The organism is Hyphomicrobium sp., assembly GCF_020852195.1.
GTDB lineage: Bacteria > Pseudomonadota > Alphaproteobacteria > Rhizobiales > Hyphomicrobiaceae > Hyphomicrobium_C.
The window spans coordinates 33,196-51,687 of the sequence record NZ_JADZBI010000011.1; the positions used below are offsets into that span (position 1 = coordinate 33,196).

An 18,492-nucleotide genomic window follows, 5' to 3' on the forward strand; every position below is an offset into this window, starting at 1 on the left:
TCAGGCGGGAGGAAAAGCGCAAATTTTAGCGACCGGGCAAATTGACGGGCATACGCATGGCCGCAACCAAACTGCGCCGCAATCGCGTTGCACCTTCGTTCAGGTATTACCCAATGAGGGAATCTGATGGGCTTCGTCCTGACGCGCAGACAGTTTGGGAGTGGCCTGGTCGGCGCGGCGGCGGCCAGCTTTATCAACCTGCCGATCGGCGTCGCCCGGCCTTGGGTCGCGGCTATACCGGTCCCGCCGCGCCTTCGCCCCGAGCTTCCAGACTATATCGTCGAGGAAGTGCGCAATCTCTACGTCGCAGCCTGCGACGAGCGCACCCATTGGTCGGACTTCGCGAGCGGCACCCGCTGCGGCAGGGCATGGAGCACATCATACATTCTCAAGATCGATGGCATCTGGGCCATACGCGACTGGACCCGGCGAAACGCCCCTTGGCACTATGCCCTGACAAACTGGCTGGAGGCGATCGAACCGCCCGACAGCGCGGAGCCGAGCGGCCGGATGCGCGACCTTAGCGCTTCCAAGGCGTGGGCTATTCTTGACACTGAGCCGCGCACGATGGCGGATGCCGCGCTGCACCGGCAGGTCGCCGATTATGTCTTCGGCAGGAAGATCGTGTTTGTGCCCTCCACGACGTCATCGATAGTCCGCGCCTGAAAGCCACCAGAATGCAGCGGGACCCGCATGTTCCGGCGTCCAGACCGCCCATACATAGCGATGCTTTGTAAAGTATGGGGGCGGCGGGCCATACTCGCCGCCCTCGGGCCAGCAGACGATGTCGTCGATGGCATAGAGCCTGGCTGGCGGCGCGGATTGCCATTCGGCCGTTCTTATCGGATGACACAGCGAGGCGAGGTTCAGCAGCATGGCGACCTTGCCGCCAGTCCGCATGGCAAGCGTTAGAGCATGATGCAAAAACCGGTCGGCGAGGCCGTTGCCATAAGGTGGATTGGTGACGATGTGCTTCGCACGCGGTTCGCGCTGCCTTAGGAAATCGACACCGCTTTCACCGAAGCCGTAACCGTAGAGGTCCGTGCTGACCACTGTGTGCCCGTGGTCGGTCAGCACCTTGGCTATGGCGCCTTTCCCGCAGGCAGGCTCCCATATGGGACCGTCGAAGGCTTCAACCGACAGCAATGCGCGAGTTGCCTCGGGAGGCGTCGGATAGAACTCGTTCGGAATGCGATTACCGAGACGGAAAGGTTGGGGCGGGACGGCTTGCGCCGTCCACGCCCGCGGGGTCGCGAAACGCCTTACCATGATGTCCCGCTTTGCAGCTCGTCACGGTGTCGATCCATGAAGTTCGCAACACGATGATGAAGTGCAACGCCATCCCAGCCTGTCGCCGCGTAGTCGATTTTCTCGAGATAGCGTTCGCAATCAGCGATGATATCGATGGCATCTGCCAGCCGGGCTTTGAGCTGATGGGAGGTCATAACCAGACCTCCCGTTCGAAGGCATCCAGGGTGCCGGTTTCCACGCAGCCGTCGCGGCGGCGGAAGACGGTCTCGCCGTCGAGCTCGTAAAGGTCTTCGCCCCGGATGATGGTATCCTCGATGCGGGCCTCGTAGGCGTCGGCGGCAAGACGGCGGGGGAGGGTGGAAAAGGGGCTCATTGCTGAGCCCCTTTGTCTTCGCCGTCCTTTTCGGAGAATTCCCGAACCACGACCTTGCTGGACAAGGGCAGGGCTTCGAGAATGAGGTTGGCGCCCTTGTTGTCGCCGTGCAGCCAGGCTGCGCCGATCTTGAGCCAGCGGGCATTGTCGCCGTCACCCTGCACCACGTAGACGCCGTGCGTCGGGGCTTTCTTTTCGTTCGTTTGCTTCTTCATATTGGACTTCCGTTTCTTCTTGTTTTCGGCCAGCACCACGCCGGCCTTGATGGGGGCGTGAACAACCGGCGCCCATGCGAGCGGGTCAAACGCAAAGCGCGGCACGCGCTTTCCGAAGGGGCGGAGCTGCACAAGGCGTCAGCCGCGGAAGCGAGCCGCGTTGACCCATAGCGAGCGGGCCCGGTTAGACCCCATCCTTGAAAGGCCATGCGTGCGGCTGAAGCGATCAAGGGAACCGGAGGCGGACCAGAAGAAGCCGAAGAGGTAGAAACCGCGCCGTCCCGCAGTCTCGTAATTGTCAGGCGAACACCAATGCGCCGATGCGTCCAGCGCCGCATGATGTGCGGAGACAAAGGAGCCCGCCTCGACTGGAACAATCGATGCAGGACAAGAAGGGCGGTGCAAGAGGGGACCGGATGGCGGGACAAGGCCTTTCCCTAACCACCACTTCCCTAGAAGCCTGCAGAATTGACCGCAACCCGCATTACACCGTATACTGATCAACGGGTCGGTTTGCATCCGGCCCGGGGCTTCGAAACCCCTTTTTTAATCACTGCGGCGGACACAGCCGGAAAACGTGTCGCTTCTCGGTCTTAGGCCGGGAGGCGGCGTTATATGTCCAAGCCTTCGCGGCCAAAAAGCGCCGCGCCGTTTCTCAGTGATTAGCGGTTTCGAACTCCCGGCCACCAGCCAGCAAGTGGTGCCGGTCTGGTTGGCTATTGCTGTGACGGGGGAGTTTTGAAGGCGGCTGCATTTGCCACGCTGATTGTTTTGAGTATGGCGACGACCGCAATCGACGCCGCTCATGCTCAGGCAGAGTGTCCGGCCCTGGCGGCTGACGCACTCGATGAAGCCCAGAAGCTCCTCCAGACCAACGATCAGACAAAACTCAATGCCGCCCTGGCGTGCATCACCTTGGCGCTCGTGCAGACCCGAGCCGAGCTTGATGACCTGCGCGAAGGCCGCGTTGCGTTTACCGGACAGGTCTATGCGCCCAAGGGCGTGGTGATGGTCAAGCCCTCCGACCAGGAGGGCCGTTGAATTGGGAGTACGTGCACAGTGTCTGGGCGCTCGTTCGATGCCCTCGTAAGCTCAAGCTGGGCGCCCAGACACTGTGCACGGCATTGCTGCTGCTTGCAGCGACGACAAGTCCGGCGCGGGCCAATTGCCCTGCGGCACCCATCGCAGACCCCGACGACATGGCGATCAGCTTCCTTGCAGCCAATGGCGTGCAAGCGGCGTCGGCAAGCCTTCTCACATCGACGATTAAGGAGGGCACAGTCGTCTATGACGACGCGAACGACGTGCTGAAGCTGTGCGACGGCAACAACTGGATCGAGGTCGGATCGGGTTCCGGCACCGATACCCTCGCATCGCTTTCGTGCGCAGCCGGAGAGATTGCAAAGTTCAACGGCACGGCCTGGGCCTGTGCGGATGAAGGCGGAGGTAGCTATTCGTCCAAGGGATTCTCGGTGGCAAGCTCCACGACGTCTATCCCAAGCGGGACCGCGACCAAGGTGACGTTCTCGGGATCGCCCACCAATGATTTCGGGAGCGGCTGGACCGGCAACACCTTTACCGTGCCTGCCGGTGAAGACGGTTGGTACGCGATCACCGGTTCGATCTATTTGCCTGCGGCGAGCGCCCACGCGGTGGCGTATTTGCGCGTCAATGGCAGTAACGTCGCAATCTCAAGAGACAACTATGCCGGCGGGGTTATCCAGTATCTGTCGGTCGCGGCGGTTGCCAAGCTGGATACGGGGGATACCGTTGAGCTTTTTGGTTATCAGTCCAGTGGTGGCGCCGTTTCCCTGACGGGCGCAAACTTCAGTCTCGCCAAACTCGGTGGCGGATCGGACACGCTGGCGAACCTGTCCTGCGCTACGAACGAGATTCCCAAATGGAACGGCACAGCCTGGGCCTGCGCGACTGATGGCGGCGGTTCAGGTGGTAGCAGCGGGCTTGAATATTTCGCGGGCAACACGCTGCTCGTCGGCGGGATCACCTATCATAACATCACCCCGACCAATGATTACGCTGTCAGCGTTCCTGCCGGCACGAAGGCGGTGAAGCTGTCAGTCTACTATTATCATGGTCACAACGGAACCAATACGCACGGATACCTGAGCTTCCTCGCCTATCAGAAGGGCCAGACCGGCGCCGACAAGAAAGTCGCGTACTGGTCGCAGCACTTTAACGACTACGCGAACACTGACATCGCGCATCTGGATATCCCGTGGGACGACAGCCTCGACGATGAGGTGACCATTGAGGTAACGGGAAGCTACAATACGAACGCCGCGAACACCTACAGCATCTACCTTGCCGGATATGTCGTCGGCGGCGGGTCGGGCAACGACACGCTTGCAGGATTGTCATGCGCCTCAGGCGAAATTCCCAAATGGAACGGATCGGCCTGGGCCTGCGCTGCCGACGGCGGTGGATCGGGGGCGGAGGGCTTTATCGATGGGATGACCACCGATGCGCAGCCGTCGGGCAACCTGACCAGCGCATGCCCGGCTTATGTGGATGTGCCGTCTGCTTCCAAGTCCATCACGATACCCGAAGATGGGAATGCACTGATCAACTTTTCGCAGGTCTTTTACATGTCAGCGGGCGGTGGCGGCGTGAACTACCGCTTCTGCGCGGATAGCACCTGCACGTCTGGACTAAGCTATTTTTCGAACGAAGCATCGTCTCATAAGACGGCAGCGGGCACATGGGTGCTGCCGCTCACCGCCGGTGCCTATTCCGGCAAACTGCAATACTGCAAGACGGCCGGTACGACCGTTCATACAAACGCGTCCGGCAGCGTGTCCTGGAGCATCTCGATGCCCGGTGGCGGTTCGGGCGGCGGCGGAAGCGCCGCCACTACGATGGTCTCCGGCTGGCCGGATGCCATCATTTGCACGAACGGGAGCGCCACCGAGATTCTGTTCAACAACTGGACGGACGGAACCTTGCGCACTTATGCGAGCCCGTATGACGGCTCGGGAGCGCGGCGATACATCCGGTTCAACGTCTCCGGGCAGACGTACAATGCCCATCAGGATCTCGCTGCATGGGATTGCGTCATGGGCACGAAATCAATTGCCCAGCTTTATTCCGAGGGCAGGGCTTTCAACTTTATCGGCGACGGCTCATCGCAATGGACCGACGTTAGCGGCGGCATCAACTACGCGGGCGGCAAGGTAGGCATAGGCACGACGACGCCGGAGGCCAGCCTCGTGACCGTGGATACTGCGGTGGGTACCCCGCGTGGCATCGTCGCCAGCCAGTACAATACCGGCGTGCAAGGCGCATTGTTCATCGGCAAAAAAGCCCGCGGCGCGCCGGGCAGCGAGGCGGGCGTAGAAGCCAACGACTATCTGGTTGCCCTACAGGGTATGGGCCACAACGGCTCTGCATTCTCCAATCCGCAAAGCGTTGTCACGTCCCGTGCTTCCGAGCTTTGGACGACAACGTCCAACGCAACCATGCTCGGCCTATGGACGACGCCGAGTACGAGCATCGTTGCGCAGGAACGTTTGCGCATCGACTCCACAGGCAGCGTTTCGATTGGCAGCAGTGCCGACGCAAATGCCAGTTCGTTGCTGGAATTGACATCAACGACGAGGGGCTTCCTGCCACCGAGGATGTCGACGACGGATCGCGACAACATCGCGTCGCCTGCCGAAGGCCTGGTGGTTTACAACACGACGACCAAATCGCTTGATCTGCGCGTCGCTTCAAGCTGGCTGTCATTCGGCGGCAGCATGACCGGAAGCACGATGATATCCGGCTGGCCGGATGCGCTTGTGTGTACCAGCGCGGGCGATACGGACATCATGATCATTACCGAGAAGAACGCCGACTACGTTACGTATGAAATCGCCGGTGACGACAATGTCGCGGCCTTCGATGTGGCGTCGGGTGCGTGGGACAGCGATAACGACTCGAACATGGCCGGCTATGACTGCCTTAACCAAACCATTGCGCAATTGTATGCCGCAGGTAAGGCCTTCAACTTCGTCGGCGGGTCGAGCGCAGCGGCTGACGGTTCGGCCGGACAGATCCAGTTTAACGAAGGCGGCAACCTGAAAGCGGACGCCGCCCTGCACTGGGACAACACGAACAAGCGGCTCGGCATCGGGACTGCCACGCCGCAGCGCCCCTTGCACGTACAGGTGAATGCTGCCGGATCTCCCACCATGATTGCGCTCGAGAACCTGGATACTAGCGGCAGCACGGCAGTCATTTCGCACCGAATTGCGACAACGGGTGTGGGGGCAAGCACCTTCGTCGAAGCGACAGGCATCCAGATGAAGACGGTGGAGCACGATCATGCAACGCGTGCCTCGCAACTCAGTTTCTGGACCGCTGCCAATGGCGTCTACAACAACCGCATGATCATTGATGGAAGCGGCAACGTCGGCATCGGGACGACTTCGCCGGGCCAGAAGTTGCATGTCTCGGGAACGGGCGGCGATACTTATGTCAGGGTCGACACCGCCTCGAGCGCGCATGCGGCAGGGATACATCTGACGGCAGGCGCCATTTCAAATTACGGAAGCATCCTTGTCCACCGGGCGAGCGATAACGGGCTTCTGTTGCTCAACTCCGAAAACGGCCCTGTAATTCTAGGGGTCAATGAAACAGAAATGATGCGCATTTCGAGCACCGGGAACGTTGGCATCGGGACGACTTCGCCGACACAGAGGCTTGAGGTCCGTGACGGAGGCATCGCCCTTTCATCCGAGGAGGCGAGCGTCACTCTGGCCTTCAAGCCGGAAGACCAGTCGTCCACATACGTCAACACCGCTGACGAACGACGTATGCAACTCACGACGACCGGCATGAACGGCAGCGTCTTCGGATACAAATTTTCCTGGCGAAACGCCGACGGAAGTGCGCGCACGGATGCACTTTCCATGCACAAGGATGGCCTCATCGGTATTGGGATGAATTCGCCAAGCTACAAGTTGGATGTCAACGGCACGGTGCGCGCAACGACATATCTGTATGCGTCGGACCGCAGACTGAAGACCGACATCAAGACGACCAGCGGCCTCGATCTGGTGTCGCGGATGCACGGCGTTTCCTTCCGGTGGAAAGACACCGGCAAGGCTGCCACGGGCGTCATCGCGCAGGAAATCGAAAAGGTTCTGCCAAACGCCGTCTCGACGGACAAAGCCGGCAGCAAATCGGTTGACTACCCCCAGCTCATCGGCCCGTTGATCGAGGCCATAAAGGAGCTCAAGGCCGACAACGATAATCTGCGCGCCGAACTGAAGGCTGCGAACGACAACCACGAGGTCGAACTCGACGAACTGCGCGCAGAAATCGAAGCGATCAAAGGCCTGACCAGCGAGGCGCGTTGAGACGATACGTTCTTGCCGCGCTTTTCCTGCTTCTGCTACCGACGCCCGTATTCGCCGCCGACTCCTACCAAGTCAATCACGGCGCGACGGTCGATATCACCGAACACGGCGAATGCCGTACCGTTACGAACAACCACGCATCGGGCGCACCGCTTTTCATTCCGACGAAGACAGCGCCGGAATGGTCCTCGTTCTACGGCGCGACGATTGCAGGTGTGACGATAGAAGCGTGTAGCGCCTGCAGCGTCACGCCGGGTTCACAAAGCTTCACGACGGCCGGGTCTCATAACTTCGTCGTCCCTTGCTACAACACCTTGACCGTAAGGCTCTGGGGCGGCGGCGGTGGCGGCGGCGGAAGTATCTGGAGTGCCAGCCATTCAGCTTACAATGGCACGGCTGGCGGCAATTCGACGTTTCAGGGCATGACCGCAGGCGGCGGTGGTGGAGGCCAAGCCGCCTACGGATCATGGGGCCAGAACGGGAGGGCGGGCGGAACCGCGGGCACTGCCAGCGGCGGTACGACGAATACACCGGGCATCGCAGGCGGAGCGGGGCAAAACTGGGGATCTTCTCCAGCCGGCGGGAATGGTGGCGCTTCGCCAAACGGCGGCACGGGCGGCATTGGCGGCTACGATTGGGGTGCTGCTCCCACTGCCGGCACTGCGCCCGGCGCTGGCGGCGGCGGCGCGGGATCGTGTGACGACAGCTGGTCTAATGGTTCTGGCGGCGGTGGCGGCGGTGGATATGTGCAACGGGTCTACAGCGCGGGCGGCCTGACAGTCGGCCAATCCTTAAGTGCTACCGTCGGTGCGGCCGGATTGGGCAAACCCGGAGAGTGCGGAGACGTTGGCGGCAATGGTGCCGTCGGCCGCGTCACCTTTACATGGAACTGAGGGCGGACATCCGTCTGATTTTCATAATCAGACACAATCCCACAAAACTTGCATTCAGACGGCCCGATCTGCCATGAACACGCAACCCTAACAAAGGAGTATGCGTGAATTCTGACAATGAATTTCTGTTATGTGAGTACTTCAACAAGAATGGCCGTTGTATCGAGCAAATCTGTATCGCCGACGGTGAAACCGCAGCTGCTACCCGTCAGCTTCGTGAGAGGCTGGCAAAGCGGAGCGGCCGAGCACTTCTTCAAACGATGCGAACCGAGGCGGAAGCCTCCGGCGCTTCGACCAGCCTCGACGACGCGGCGATGGCGCTGCACGCGCTGATCCATGATGTAGCTGAAGAACGCATTCTGATCGACGAAGCGCGCAAGATCTCTTCCGTGAGCGTCAACTACCGCAAGGCTGTGACCATCGCAGAAATCGTCCCCACGCTCGAAGCCAGGTTTGGCGGCCATGCGGCCTGCTGGGTACGGGGCATCTTCCCGCACCTGAACCTCGGACCTGCAGGCGTGAACTAGGCCGACGACAATGTCGGGTGCATCGGTTACGCCCGCAGCTCTCACTGGAACATGGTGGACGGTTCGGTCATTGTGCGGGCTGGGGCGCGCTGCTGTAGAGATCACATGACCGACGAACCACCTTTCACACTCGTCGAGCCACAAAAGGCCCGCGCAGCCGCACAACGACTGTTCGAGGCAGTGAAAGGCGCGCTGAGCGAAGTGTTACCTACAGCCGACATCAGACACATTGGGTCAACCGCCATCCCGGGATGCCTGACCAAGGGTGATCTGGACATTGCCGTGCGTGTTCCGGTCGACGCGTTCCCGGCCGCTGACGCAGCCCTCGCAAAGATGTACGTGCGCAATGAGGGCTCCATCCGCACGGCCACGTTTTCTGCGTTCGAGGATGGCGCGAGCGATCCCCATCTCGGAATCCAGCTTGCCGCTATCGACGGTCCGTCCGATTTCTTCCATCTCTTCGTTGATGCGCTCCTGAGCGACCCGGAACTCGTCGAGGAATACAACGAGCTGAAGCGCGCCCACGCAGGCCAGGCCATGGCCGCATACCGGGCTGCAAAAGATGAATTCATCGAGAGCGTTCTCGCGCAACGGCGCGCCACCAAGAGCGGAGATTAGGTCCACATCCTCGCGGCAATCTTCCGCTCTTCGCTGCCGACCGCTTCCAGATAAATCGCCGTCGTCGTCATGCTGGCGTGTTCCAGCCACCGTTAGACTAGGTTGATCGGAACGCCGCCTTGCCGTCCGTTTGACCGATCAGAAATGAATCTGGTGGTCCATCGCCTCGTGAAGAAGGGTGAGGATCAGCACCCCGTTACCATCCACGCGGTAGAAGATGACGTGGCGATCGTGCTCATGGCGACGCAGGCCGGACCGAATGTCTTCGGCCTCTCTGCCCAGACGCGGATTCGCGGCGAGGTCCTCAAATACCTGGTACATGGCGCGTGCGTAATCTTCGGCCTGACGATAGCCGAACGTGGTCAGTGTATAGAGATAGATATTGTCCAGATCCCCGGCAGCACGGTTCGTAAGCCGATAGCTAGCCATCTATCAGGCCGCGCTCCCTTGCTTTCGTACGGGCGTCTTCAAAGATTTCGTCGAGAGAACGGACGCTGATGCCACTCGCGTCGGCGTCGTCTATGCGGCGCCGGAGCGCGGAGAGCCTGCTATCCTTGTCTTTCCGGATCAGGTCGCGCACATAATCGCTTGAACTCGCGTATTCGCCAGAGTCAATCCGAGTTTCGATCCATGCTTTCATTGGATCGGGAAGGGAAACGGTCATTGTTGCCATAAGAAGCCTCTCAATATTTAATTTTAGCATCGATAATAAAAATTCACAATATTTATGACGGATAGCTAGAAAACCGGCCAAAGCAATTTCGAGCCAAGATATTGCACACACTGGATTGGTTGACCCTTTCTGAATAAACACCTTATACTGATTATAGGCCGGATTATCCGGTCAGGGGCGTGATAACCTCTTTTGATGTTGCGGCAGACATGAGCCGGAATTCATGTCGCTTCTCGGCCAATGGCCGGGAGGCGGCGTTATATGTCCAAGCCTCGCGGCCAAAAAGCGCCGCGCCGTCTCAACATCAGCGGTTATCAACTCCCGGCCACCAGCCAGCATGTGGTGCCGGTCTGGTGGCTATTGAGTTTCGAGACGACGAGGCTGATTGCGTGTTTTACTGACCCTCTTGCTCTGGAGCATTGCTGCCCCTGCTTACGCTGTTTGCGCCTTTCCGGACGGCGTCGAGGGCGAGATGGTCTACAACACCACCCACAAGGTCGCGCAATTCTGCAACGGCACGCACTGGATCAGCATGGCGCCGGGCAGCGCGCCCGCCGCCGATCCGCGCATAGGCATTCTGACCAACGGCAAATGGTGCACAAGCGACGGCGCAACTGTGAACTGCACCGAAGATGCGCCCGACACCGGACTTGCGGAAGCGGCGGGCGACGCTGGAGAGATTCAGTTCAACGACGGCGCCGACGGGCTTGATGCCGATGTGAACCTGCACTGGGACAATACGAACAAGCGGCTGGGCATCGGGACAGCGAGCCCTGCAACCACGCTGCATGTGAATGGAAGCGTCACTACCGGAAACCGTCTGCTGGGCGGCTTCGCGTATGGGTCGGATTATTTCTGGATGGGCCTAACCGGCACTGCGGCAGCAACTAACCGCATTGGGATTGGCTTTGAAGCGAATGATGTTACCGGAGCGATAAAGAATATCCATTTTCGGACGATGGGCAGCACCAACCTAGTGCTTGACGACAGCGGCAATGTCGGGATCGGGACGATGGCTCCCGGTGCGAAGCTTGATGTAGCCGGAACGATAAACGCAAGCGGACTGGAGATTGCAGGAGAGCCTTACGCCAGGACTTTCGCCGTCCGCAGCAGCGACGCGACCCGAAAGTGCATCTCCGCCAACTACGCCCCGACGGGCTATTCGGACGACGAGTGTACGTGGATAGCTACCGGAAGCCACCACTACGACGGCGCGACGATCGATACCTTTCCCACATATTCAGACAGCACTTGCACGACGGTCTTTGATGCTCATGGGCTGAAACGTATCCAATACAGCGATGTTCAAAACAACAGCACATACTTCAAGATATCCGTCATTTCGGGCTATTACGACACGCTCCTGTGCATCAAGGGAAGCTCAACGCAAACTCTGCAGTACTAGGATTCCACTGCACTCCCGGCAGCATCTCAGATCCACATCCGTGCAGCGATCTCGCGCTCTTCAGCGCCGACCGCTTGCAGATAGATCGCGGTCGTCGTCATGCTGGCATGGCCGAGCCAACGCTGCACGAGATTGATCGGGATGCCGCAGCGTATGGCATGAAGCCCGAAGCCGTGCCGGAGCCCTTTTGGTGTCGCATGTATTCCGGCCTGGATGCCGGCTTCCGCCATCACTTCCTTCACAAGCTGCCAGGCACGGCCACGCGAGAGGGGCCATAGTCGTTGCAGGGGATGCGAGGACGAAAGCCCGTGCACGCGCTCGAACTCGGCGATGAGCAGAGGCGGAATCGGCACCTCGCGCACGACGACAAGCCCGTTACGCTTCTTGAGCGTGCGGATGGCAACGATGCCTTCTGCCGCCTGAACGGAAGCGGCTGTCAACGCAAGCGCCTCCGAAATACGGCAGCCGGTATAGGCGAGGGTGAGGCAGAGCGTGCGCAGGTCGGAACGCTGCACAGCGAGGCTCGCTGCTAGGAATCGCGCCCGTTCGTCACGTGTGAGATATTTGCGAAGGCCGGTCCCGGAATAGAGGCTGGCATGTCCATAGTGGCTGTGCTGCATGGCGTCCTACCTTCGCCGGCTGCATCAGCTTCAGGACATTCTTGTCTATTCTGTTCACCTCTACAGATAACCCCGATTCTCGGGGATTTTGTGACGGCCAGACGGGTGACCCTAGCACTCTCAACTGCCGGATCAACCAGTTTCAGGCGGGTTCGGAGGCCGTTCGACACTTTAGACAATTCTGTCCGATGGCGCGTGGGCACGATGCTTAAGTCGCGCACGCGGGACCTGATTGTCATAACAGTGTCGATCAGGGGACTCCACAATGCCGATGAACAAAGACGGCCAGAACCGCATGGATGGTTTCCTGCATGCGGCCACCGGCACGGACAGCGCACATCCCGACGTGCAGATGTACCGGGAGCACTACAGAGGCACGTTCAGTGGGCCTGGCCTGGCCGGTTCGTCGTTCGACGGCGCGGGCCTATTCGTACTGCTGGGCTTTGCCGGGGCGGCCTGGCTTGTCTTTGCTGCCATTCACGTCGCAACCGAATACTGGCCGATCGCTCTGACGGTCGGTATTGCCATAGTGCTTCTGGCTGCTTCCCTCATCATCAATTTCAAGCTTCCCGGCTACAGAAAGGCGACCCTGATGTTGGTGGCGACGCTCACACTGTCGGCGGCGCTGTGGATTTCAATCGCGACCTACTACAATCTGCACTTCTCGAAATTCCCGGCGCCGTCCGCTGAAGCCTATCTACGCATGACTTTCCCGGTGAACGGAACAAGTTTCCCGACCGCACTGGGGATCTACCTGACTGCGATCTACCTCGTCTCTCTACTGCCGTGGACAAGACGAAAGATGACGCCCGGCAAAGCGATCGTTCTGTCGAACGCGATACTGGTCGCGCCGGTAGCGGCAGCCTTCCTGGTCGCACTGATGGTGGTCGGCGTCCAAAGACTGCTCTGAAGGTGAAGCGGCCCGCTATGCGGGCGGCTGTAGCCGCTTCAGATACGCAACCGCCTCCGACGCCTTGGCGGCAGCGGTGAAGATCGCACGGCTGTCGGACTTCATGAGCGTCAGCCACTGCGCGAGATATTGGGCGTGATCGGCCCGTGTGTCCTGCGTGATGCCGAGCTCGGTGCACAGGAAAGCGGACGCAATCTCTGCGACCAGCTCTTCAACAGCATAGGCGGCATCGCCAAATCGCTTGCCCATGTCGCGGCCGAGCCTCTTGGGGGCGCCGCTCCAGTGCGTCAGTTCGTGGGTGAGCGTGGCGTAATAGCCTTCGCTGCGGGTCATCGTATCGGTCCCGCAGAACAGGCCTTCATCTGGCATCTGGATGTGGTCGGTGGAGGGCCGGAAGAAGGCCCTGTCGCCGCCATGCTCGATGCGGGCGCCCGTCGCCGCGATGAAACGATCGACGGCCTCAAGGCGCTCGATGGGCCCAAGGGCTTCGGGCGCGTCGGGCAGCGCGTAACCATCCACCTGGCTCGCGTTGAATACGTATGACGCACGGGCAACGCGGCGCTTGCCGTCGTCGTCGGCATTATCGGGATCGGGCGCGGCTTCGTACTCCTTGTAGAAGACGACGAGGGAGGACTTCTCGCCCTTGCGGACCTGCGCACCAAGCTCCGACCACTGGCGATAAGTGGCCCAGACGGGCGCGGTGTAGCCGGACACTTCGGCCGACCCCCAGAGGCTGACGATATTGATGCCGTTATAGGCATTGTTGGTGAGCGCATTGGTCGGCATGAACAACGGCCCTGATGCGCGGCGCCACGGCATGCTGGGCTTACCCGGATCGGCCTCGATGGCGGCGATAAGCTTGCCGGTGATTTCGGCGTGGATGTCGCGGCGCGGTGCGCGTTGAGATGACATGGCGGTCTCCTTCGTCGTGACGACCCCGCGTGATTGCGGGCTCGATGGCGAACGAAGGGCGCCGGGGATGAAGCGGGCGCGGAACCGAAGCCTGCCGACTGTCAAAGGAGGAGGCGAGGCGGCCCGGCGAAGCCGAAGGCCGAGGGCTTTAGCCCTTGCAGCGGCTGCGCCCCGGCGCAAAGTCGCCGTCAATGAAGAGCCCGCACCGCGGGACGCGTCGACGAAAAAGGAGCGGCATGATCCTCTGGCCCGGGCGGCGAGCGGACCGTAGACTATCAACGGTCATTGCCAAAACATCCGCGACGAGGTTTGGAAAAAGCGCCTGATGCAGCCAGAAGGCTCCCCTGAGATTCGCAGAAGCGTCTTGTCATGGCTGTTGCGCAGCCTGTTCGGGAGCCCGCTTCGGAGCCTGCGTCTTGCAGGCCACGGCATCGACCTCGCCGGAGGCCGGCAGCGGCAGGTTCGCTTTACGGAAATGGCAGGTCCGGCACGGGCATCCGGCTCCGGCGCGATCATCTTTCCGCTCGCGGATGCGTCGGAATTGCGTGCTTCCGGATTCAGGCAGGCAGATGTGCCGCCCTTCGTGCAGGCGGTGAACGAGGCCCGCCGGCACTGCATGACCGAACTGTTCGATCAGGCGCAGACAGAGCTCGCCGCGTTGGCGCAGGCCAAAGAGCGTCTGGATCAGCCAAGACGCTATCCGGCCGCGTGTTTGCTCAAGCCCTTCGTGAAGCGGGCCGAACGCATATTCGAGGGATTGCCCCGAGCTGCGCCCGCGGACCTGCTGTTGGACGAGCAAAAGCGCATGTTCGACGCTGCCTCAGCCCTGCGCAACGAGCCCGCAAAGCTCCGCGAGGCAGCGATCAAAGCCTTCATCGAAACCGAACTGATCGAGATGAAGGAATTCTTCGATGCAATAGACGCGCATCCCCTGACCGCCGAGCAACGGCTGGCCATCGTTACGGATGAAGATGCGACCCTTATTCTTGCCGGCGCGGGTTCCGGCAAGACAAGCGTGATCGTGGGCAAGGCCGCCTATCTGATCGAGCGGGGGATTCGTTCTCCCGACGAAATCCTGCTTCTGGCGTTCGGGAAGGATGCAGCGGAAGAAATGGCGGGAAGGATCAGGCAGCGATGCGGGGCGCCTGTCGATGCGATGACCTTCCATGCGCTCGGTTACGAAATCATCCGGCAGGTGGAAGGGCAGGCGCCGGCCCTTGCCGCGCATGCGAGCGACGACGCGCAGTTTTTCGCACTGTTGCGGGATATCCTGGCGAGCGAGATCGCCACGCGTGCGGGTTCCTGCGCCCTGCTTCTCAGCTGGTTTGCAGAGTTTTATCGGCCCTGGAAGACGGAATGGGATTTCAGTTCGGCGGATGAGTACGCCCGCTACGTGCGGGTAACCGAACTGCGGACGCTCCAGGGCGAGCGCGTGCGCAGCTTCGAGGAACTGGTGATCGCGAACTGGCTTTACCTGAACGGCATCGCCTACGAATACGAGCCGGACTACGAACACGTGCTGTCAGAAAATACAAGGCGGGCGTACACGCCTGATTTCCGGCTGATCGAAAGCGGCGTCTATATCGAGCATTTCGGGGTTCGCAGGGAACGCGGTCCGGGCGGCGAAACGCGCCTGACGACGGCGCCCCATGTCGACCGCGAGCGGTATCTCGAAGGCATGGTCTGGAAACGAAAGGTCCACAAGGCGCATGGCACCGTCCTGATCGAGACGTACAGTTACGAGAATGTCGAAGGGCGGTTGCTCGAAGAGCTTGCAAAGAAGCTCGAACCTTACGCCAAAACCAACCCGATTCCGCCGGCAGCCGCATTCGAGCGGCTTTCGCAACTGGGACTGGTCGATGCGTTCACGCAGACGCTCGGCATCTTCCTGCGGCACTTCAAGAGCCGCGGGCTGACCTTGGAGAATTGCCGGGAGCGTGCCGGATTGTCGTCCGGCGCGCAGCGGAGCCAGGCCTTCCTCAAGATCTTCGAGCTCGTCCTTGAGGCCTATCAGGCGCGGCTTGGCGAGAGGATCGATTTCGAGGACATGATCAACCGCGCCGCCGATCATGTGCACTCAGGCCGGTTTCGAAGCCCCTACAGGCATGTGCTGGTCGACGAGTTCCAGGACATATCGGACGGCAGGGCCGGGCTGCTTCTTGCGCTGAAGGCACAGCACGAGGATGCGCGCATATTTGCCGTCGGCGATGACTGGCAGTCGATCTACCGCTTTGCAGGCTCCGATCTCAACCTCATGCGAAGATTCGGCGAGGTGTTCGGCGGGGCAATCGCAAGCTCAAATGCCGTCCACAGTGTCGTGGATCTGGGCAGGACATTCCGCAATACCGACCGGATCGCGCTTGCAGCGCGCCGCTTCATATTGAAGAACCCGTCGCAACTCGAAAAACAGGTTATCCCGGCCGCCCAAGGAGACGACCCGGCGATCAGCTTGGTCTATTGCACGCGCAGCACCGAAGGCGAGGCCTTGAGGGCAGTGCTCGATGAGATATGCGAACGCTCGAGCGGAAGGGCCAGTGTTCTTCTTCTTGGGAGGTATCGCTTCGTGCAGCCGGACAACCTGGCCGCACTTGTGTCGGAGTATCCAGAGCTAGATATGCGCTTCCTGACCGTGCACCGATCCAAGGGACTCGAAGCGGATCACGTCATTGTTCTGCGCGCCGCACGCGGCCGGATGGGGTTTCCGTCCGAGATCGTCGACGATTCGCTTCTCGATCTGGTCCTGCCGGAGCCTGAGGGTTTCGAGCACGCCGAAGAGCGGCGGCTCTTCTATGTGGCCTTAACGAGGGCGCGGCATTCAGTAACGATACTGACCGACCCGGACGCTCCATCTGCCTTCGTCACGGAGCTCTTGGAGGACAAGGCGTATGGCGCCGTTCTCCTCGACGATCAGGGCGTGCCCTCAAGAGCAGCGTCGTACGTCGCCGGACCAAAGACATAGACATCACGATCGAGGCGATGCCGATCTGCGTTTCCGCCGTCGGGAGTCGGGCCAGTTGAATTCGGGATGAACCGGATAGGAAGCGTTGTGGTAGCTGAAGAGCCTGGGGGAAACTGGCAGCAACCTGAAGAGAAGACCGAAGGCCTCGGGGCTCATCACACGTGTTTTGAGACCTGCAATCGCCGGATGCTTTTGCTGCGACGCGACTGCCCGCAGCAGCCTGAAATCCATGGTGAGAAAGCAGAAGCAGCCTGAGCTTTCAGCGGTGGCAATATGCCATGCGTCCTGGCTGTTGCCGGGTCCGAGCACTGCGACAAGCGCCTGGAACAGAGGATCGGACTGCGCTGCAAGACGCGCACGGCGCTGTTCGGTCAATGACGGCACACCGAGATACGCCGGCCCGATGCGCATGCTGTATGCCGGGTCATCCAGATGCCCGAACCGGATGCCGGAGAAGACGCTGTAATCGTAGTACCCGTAGCCGCTGAACCGGCCAATGGGCTGCGTGAGCCGTTCGTCCATCAATTCGGGGGAGCTGTAGAGCGTCAATGCGCCCTGACGCGCCAGGCTGGCGATAGCAGGGAGGAATCGGACCGAGCGCGCCGCGTCGGAGTCGTCGTCCTCCCGATGGACCGGTATCCGCGCTGCAAATCCTGTATCGATCGGAACCTTGCCACCCCACATCTGGCGTCCGGTATCAATCCAGGCCGTCTCGTGCGTGACCGCATGCCCCATGACCGTATTGTCGACAAGAACGCGGGACGCATTCTGCGCGAGTATGCGTTTGCGGGCGGATGACGCGGCGACCCGGACAGCCCAGTCGACAGTCTTGGGGAGGTAATTGTAAAGGGCGCGAGATTTTGCATTGCGCACCACGCGCTGGCAGCGCTCCACGAATTTCATCTGCCGTCTCCTTTCGGCAGAGGTTATCCGATTCGTAAGGACCGATCCGGCTGCACCTTGCGGCGCAGCCGGAAGGTGCAGCCGGAAGGTGCAGCCGGAAGGAAGCAGCCTACTCAGCTGCCTGGGTATGGTTGGTGCAATCGTTGTCGTTGACAGCGACGCGCAGCAGCTGGGGCAGCCACGATGTGCCCGCGATCAACTGCTCGGCGCGGCTTGCCAGCTCAGACCTCTTCAGCTTTTCGAGGGCAGGGGCGTGCGAGCCGTTTGCCTCATCGATGGCGACAAGGATCTGAGCGCGATTGACACGGCCGAAATAGTTCTCTGCCGTCGGCTTGAACCATTCGCCCATGTCGAGGCCCAAAGCCTGGGTCAACAAGTTCGCATGGACCAAACGGGACGAGCCGGGATGCTCGGCCTTACGCTGCACGGCATCGATGCTTGTCGCCGCGATGAAAGCCAGAAGGTCCAGCTTCTCGTCGCGAGAACGGTCAAGCAGCCATTGCCAGAGATCGTCCGCATTGCCGGGGAGACGGTCACCGAAGCGTTCGCGCTCCTGCTCGATGGCGATCAGGCCCTTGCAGGTGTCGGAATCGGCGATCAGTCGGCTCAATCCGGCACTGCTGACATCGAGCTTGAGACAGCTATCGACGGCGTGACCCAGATAGAAGACATCGAGCACCAGCGCATGCACGATTGCTGCGAGGGCGATATCCGGCTGCCCCATCAGTTCGGCGCCAATGGCAGCACTGCGCTGCGCGGTCAGATCCTCGATGAGCTTCGGTGAATGACCGTCCGAACGATGATTGTGCCCTGCGAATTGATGTGGAGCGTCATGGCCTGTGGAGGCAAGCTTGTGCGCATCCGCCTTTCGGA

The 18,492-nt window shown here is 60.6% G+C and carries 18 protein-coding genes and 1 pseudogene; 9 read left to right on the forward strand and 10 right to left on the reverse strand.

The features are described 5' to 3' along the window. Window positions 1-126 precede the first annotated feature (126 nt). Complete coding sequence (locus IT540_RS01075; RefSeq protein WP_291172067.1) at window positions 127-666, forward strand: hypothetical protein; 540 nt, start codon at window positions 127-129, stop codon at window positions 664-666. Here IT540_RS01075 and IT540_RS01080 read toward each other — a convergent pair. From IT540_RS01080 to IT540_RS01095, 4 genes are all read right to left on the reverse strand, one after another. Then, window positions 646-1,077, reverse strand: a complete 432-nt coding sequence (locus tag IT540_RS01080) for a hypothetical protein (RefSeq protein WP_291172069.1) — start codon at window positions 1,075-1,077, stop codon at window positions 646-648. The genes IT540_RS01075 and IT540_RS01080 overlap by 21 nt on opposite strands. A gap of 185 nt (window positions 1,078-1,262) precedes the next feature. After that, the gene (locus IT540_RS01085; RefSeq protein ID WP_291172071.1) at window positions 1,263-1,445 is read right to left on the reverse strand and encodes a hypothetical protein; all 183 of its coding nucleotides are present in this window, start codon (window positions 1,443-1,445) and stop codon (window positions 1,263-1,265) included. Then, window positions 1,442-1,624, reverse strand: a complete 183-nt coding sequence (locus tag IT540_RS01090; RefSeq protein WP_291172073.1) for a hypothetical protein — start codon at window positions 1,622-1,624, stop codon at window positions 1,442-1,444. Before IT540_RS01090 ends, IT540_RS01085 begins: the two co-directional genes overlap by 4 nt. Continuing rightward, window positions 1,621-1,944 (reverse strand): hypothetical protein, encoded by a 324-nt coding sequence (locus IT540_RS01095; RefSeq protein ID WP_291172075.1) that lies wholly within the window; start codon window positions 1,942-1,944, stop codon window positions 1,621-1,623. Before IT540_RS01095 ends, IT540_RS01090 begins: the two co-directional genes overlap by 4 nt. A 633-nt stretch (window positions 1,945-2,577) precedes the next feature. Here IT540_RS01095 and IT540_RS01100 point away from each other — a divergent pair. From IT540_RS01100 to IT540_RS01120, 5 genes are all read left to right on the forward strand, one after another. After that, on the forward strand, window positions 2,578-2,880 hold the full coding sequence (locus IT540_RS01100; protein WP_291172078.1) for a hypothetical protein: 303 nt from the start codon (window positions 2,578-2,580) through the stop codon (window positions 2,878-2,880). Further along, on the forward strand, window positions 2,877-7,199 hold the full coding sequence (locus tag IT540_RS01105) for a tail fiber domain-containing protein (protein WP_291172080.1): 4,323 nt from the start codon (window positions 2,877-2,879) through the stop codon (window positions 7,197-7,199). The genes IT540_RS01100 and IT540_RS01105 overlap by 4 nt, the downstream gene beginning before the upstream one ends. Then, window positions 7,196-8,092: a hypothetical protein gene (locus IT540_RS01110; protein WP_291172082.1), complete on the forward strand. Its 897-nt coding sequence runs from the start codon at window positions 7,196-7,198 to the stop codon at window positions 8,090-8,092. Before IT540_RS01105 ends, IT540_RS01110 begins: the two co-directional genes overlap by 4 nt. 104 nt (window positions 8,093-8,196) lie before the next feature. Next, window positions 8,197-8,619 (forward strand): hypothetical protein, encoded by a 423-nt coding sequence (locus tag IT540_RS01115; RefSeq protein ID WP_291172084.1) that lies wholly within the window; start codon window positions 8,197-8,199, stop codon window positions 8,617-8,619. 105 nt (window positions 8,620-8,724) lie between these two features. Continuing rightward, complete coding sequence (locus IT540_RS01120; RefSeq protein ID WP_291172086.1) at window positions 8,725-9,237, forward strand: GrpB family protein; 513 nt, start codon at window positions 8,725-8,727, stop codon at window positions 9,235-9,237. Window positions 9,238-9,375: 138 nt separating this feature from the next. Here IT540_RS01120 and IT540_RS01125 read toward each other — a convergent pair whose 3' ends face one another. Together IT540_RS01125 and IT540_RS20800 are read right to left on the reverse strand one after the other, a co-directional pair. After that, entirely contained in the window at window positions 9,376-9,666 is a 291-nt protein-coding gene (locus IT540_RS01125; protein ID WP_291172088.1) for a type II toxin-antitoxin system RelE/ParE family toxin, read from the reverse strand. After that, window positions 9,659-10,051, reverse strand: a complete 393-nt coding sequence (locus IT540_RS20800; RefSeq protein ID WP_366028952.1) for a type II toxin-antitoxin system ParD family antitoxin — start codon at window positions 10,049-10,051, stop codon at window positions 9,659-9,661. The genes IT540_RS01125 and IT540_RS20800 overlap by 8 nt, the downstream gene beginning before the upstream one ends. A gap of 331 nt (window positions 10,052-10,382) precedes the next feature. Between IT540_RS20800 and IT540_RS01135 the strand changes: the two genes are divergently transcribed. Continuing rightward, window positions 10,383-11,315 carry a hypothetical protein gene (locus tag IT540_RS01135; protein WP_291172090.1) on the forward strand — a complete coding sequence of 311 codons (933 nt, stop codon included), beginning with the start codon at window positions 10,383-10,385 and terminating at the stop codon, window positions 11,313-11,315. Window positions 11,316-11,341: 26 nt separating this feature from the next. On the opposite strand, the gene IT540_RS01140 is transcribed toward IT540_RS01135, so the two are convergent. Further along, complete coding sequence (locus IT540_RS01140) at window positions 11,342-11,935, reverse strand: site-specific integrase (RefSeq protein ID WP_291172092.1); 594 nt, start codon at window positions 11,933-11,935, stop codon at window positions 11,342-11,344. Window positions 11,936-12,200: 265 nt separating this feature from the next. Between IT540_RS01140 and IT540_RS01145 the strand changes: the two genes are divergently transcribed. After that, window positions 12,201-12,845 (forward strand): hypothetical protein, encoded by a 645-nt coding sequence (locus tag IT540_RS01145; RefSeq protein ID WP_291172094.1) that lies wholly within the window; start codon window positions 12,201-12,203, stop codon window positions 12,843-12,845. Between the two features lie 15 nt (window positions 12,846-12,860). Here the strand turns inward: IT540_RS01145 and IT540_RS01150 are convergent, their stop codons facing one another. Beyond that, on the reverse strand, window positions 12,861-13,757 hold the full coding sequence (locus IT540_RS01150; RefSeq protein WP_291172096.1) for a zincin-like metallopeptidase domain-containing protein: 897 nt from the start codon (window positions 13,755-13,757) through the stop codon (window positions 12,861-12,863). Window positions 13,758-14,082: 325 nt separating this feature from the next. Here IT540_RS01150 and IT540_RS01155 point away from each other — a divergent pair, with 325 nt between their 5' ends. Further along, window positions 14,083-16,716 (forward strand): UvrD-helicase domain-containing protein, encoded by a 2,634-nt coding sequence (locus IT540_RS01155; RefSeq protein ID WP_291172098.1) that lies wholly within the window; start codon window positions 14,083-14,085, stop codon window positions 16,714-16,716. Window positions 16,717-16,719: 3 nt separating this feature from the next. Here the strand turns inward: IT540_RS01155 and IT540_RS01160 are convergent, their stop codons facing one another. Together IT540_RS01160 and IT540_RS01165 are read right to left on the reverse strand one after the other, a co-directional pair. Then, window positions 16,720-17,619, reverse strand: coding sequence for a hypothetical protein (locus tag IT540_RS01160; protein WP_291172101.1), 900 nt, complete (start codon window positions 17,617-17,619; stop codon window positions 16,720-16,722). 109 nt (window positions 17,620-17,728) lie between these two features. Beyond that, window positions 17,729-18,492: pseudogene (locus tag IT540_RS01165) on the reverse strand (hypothetical protein); the annotation flags it as partial.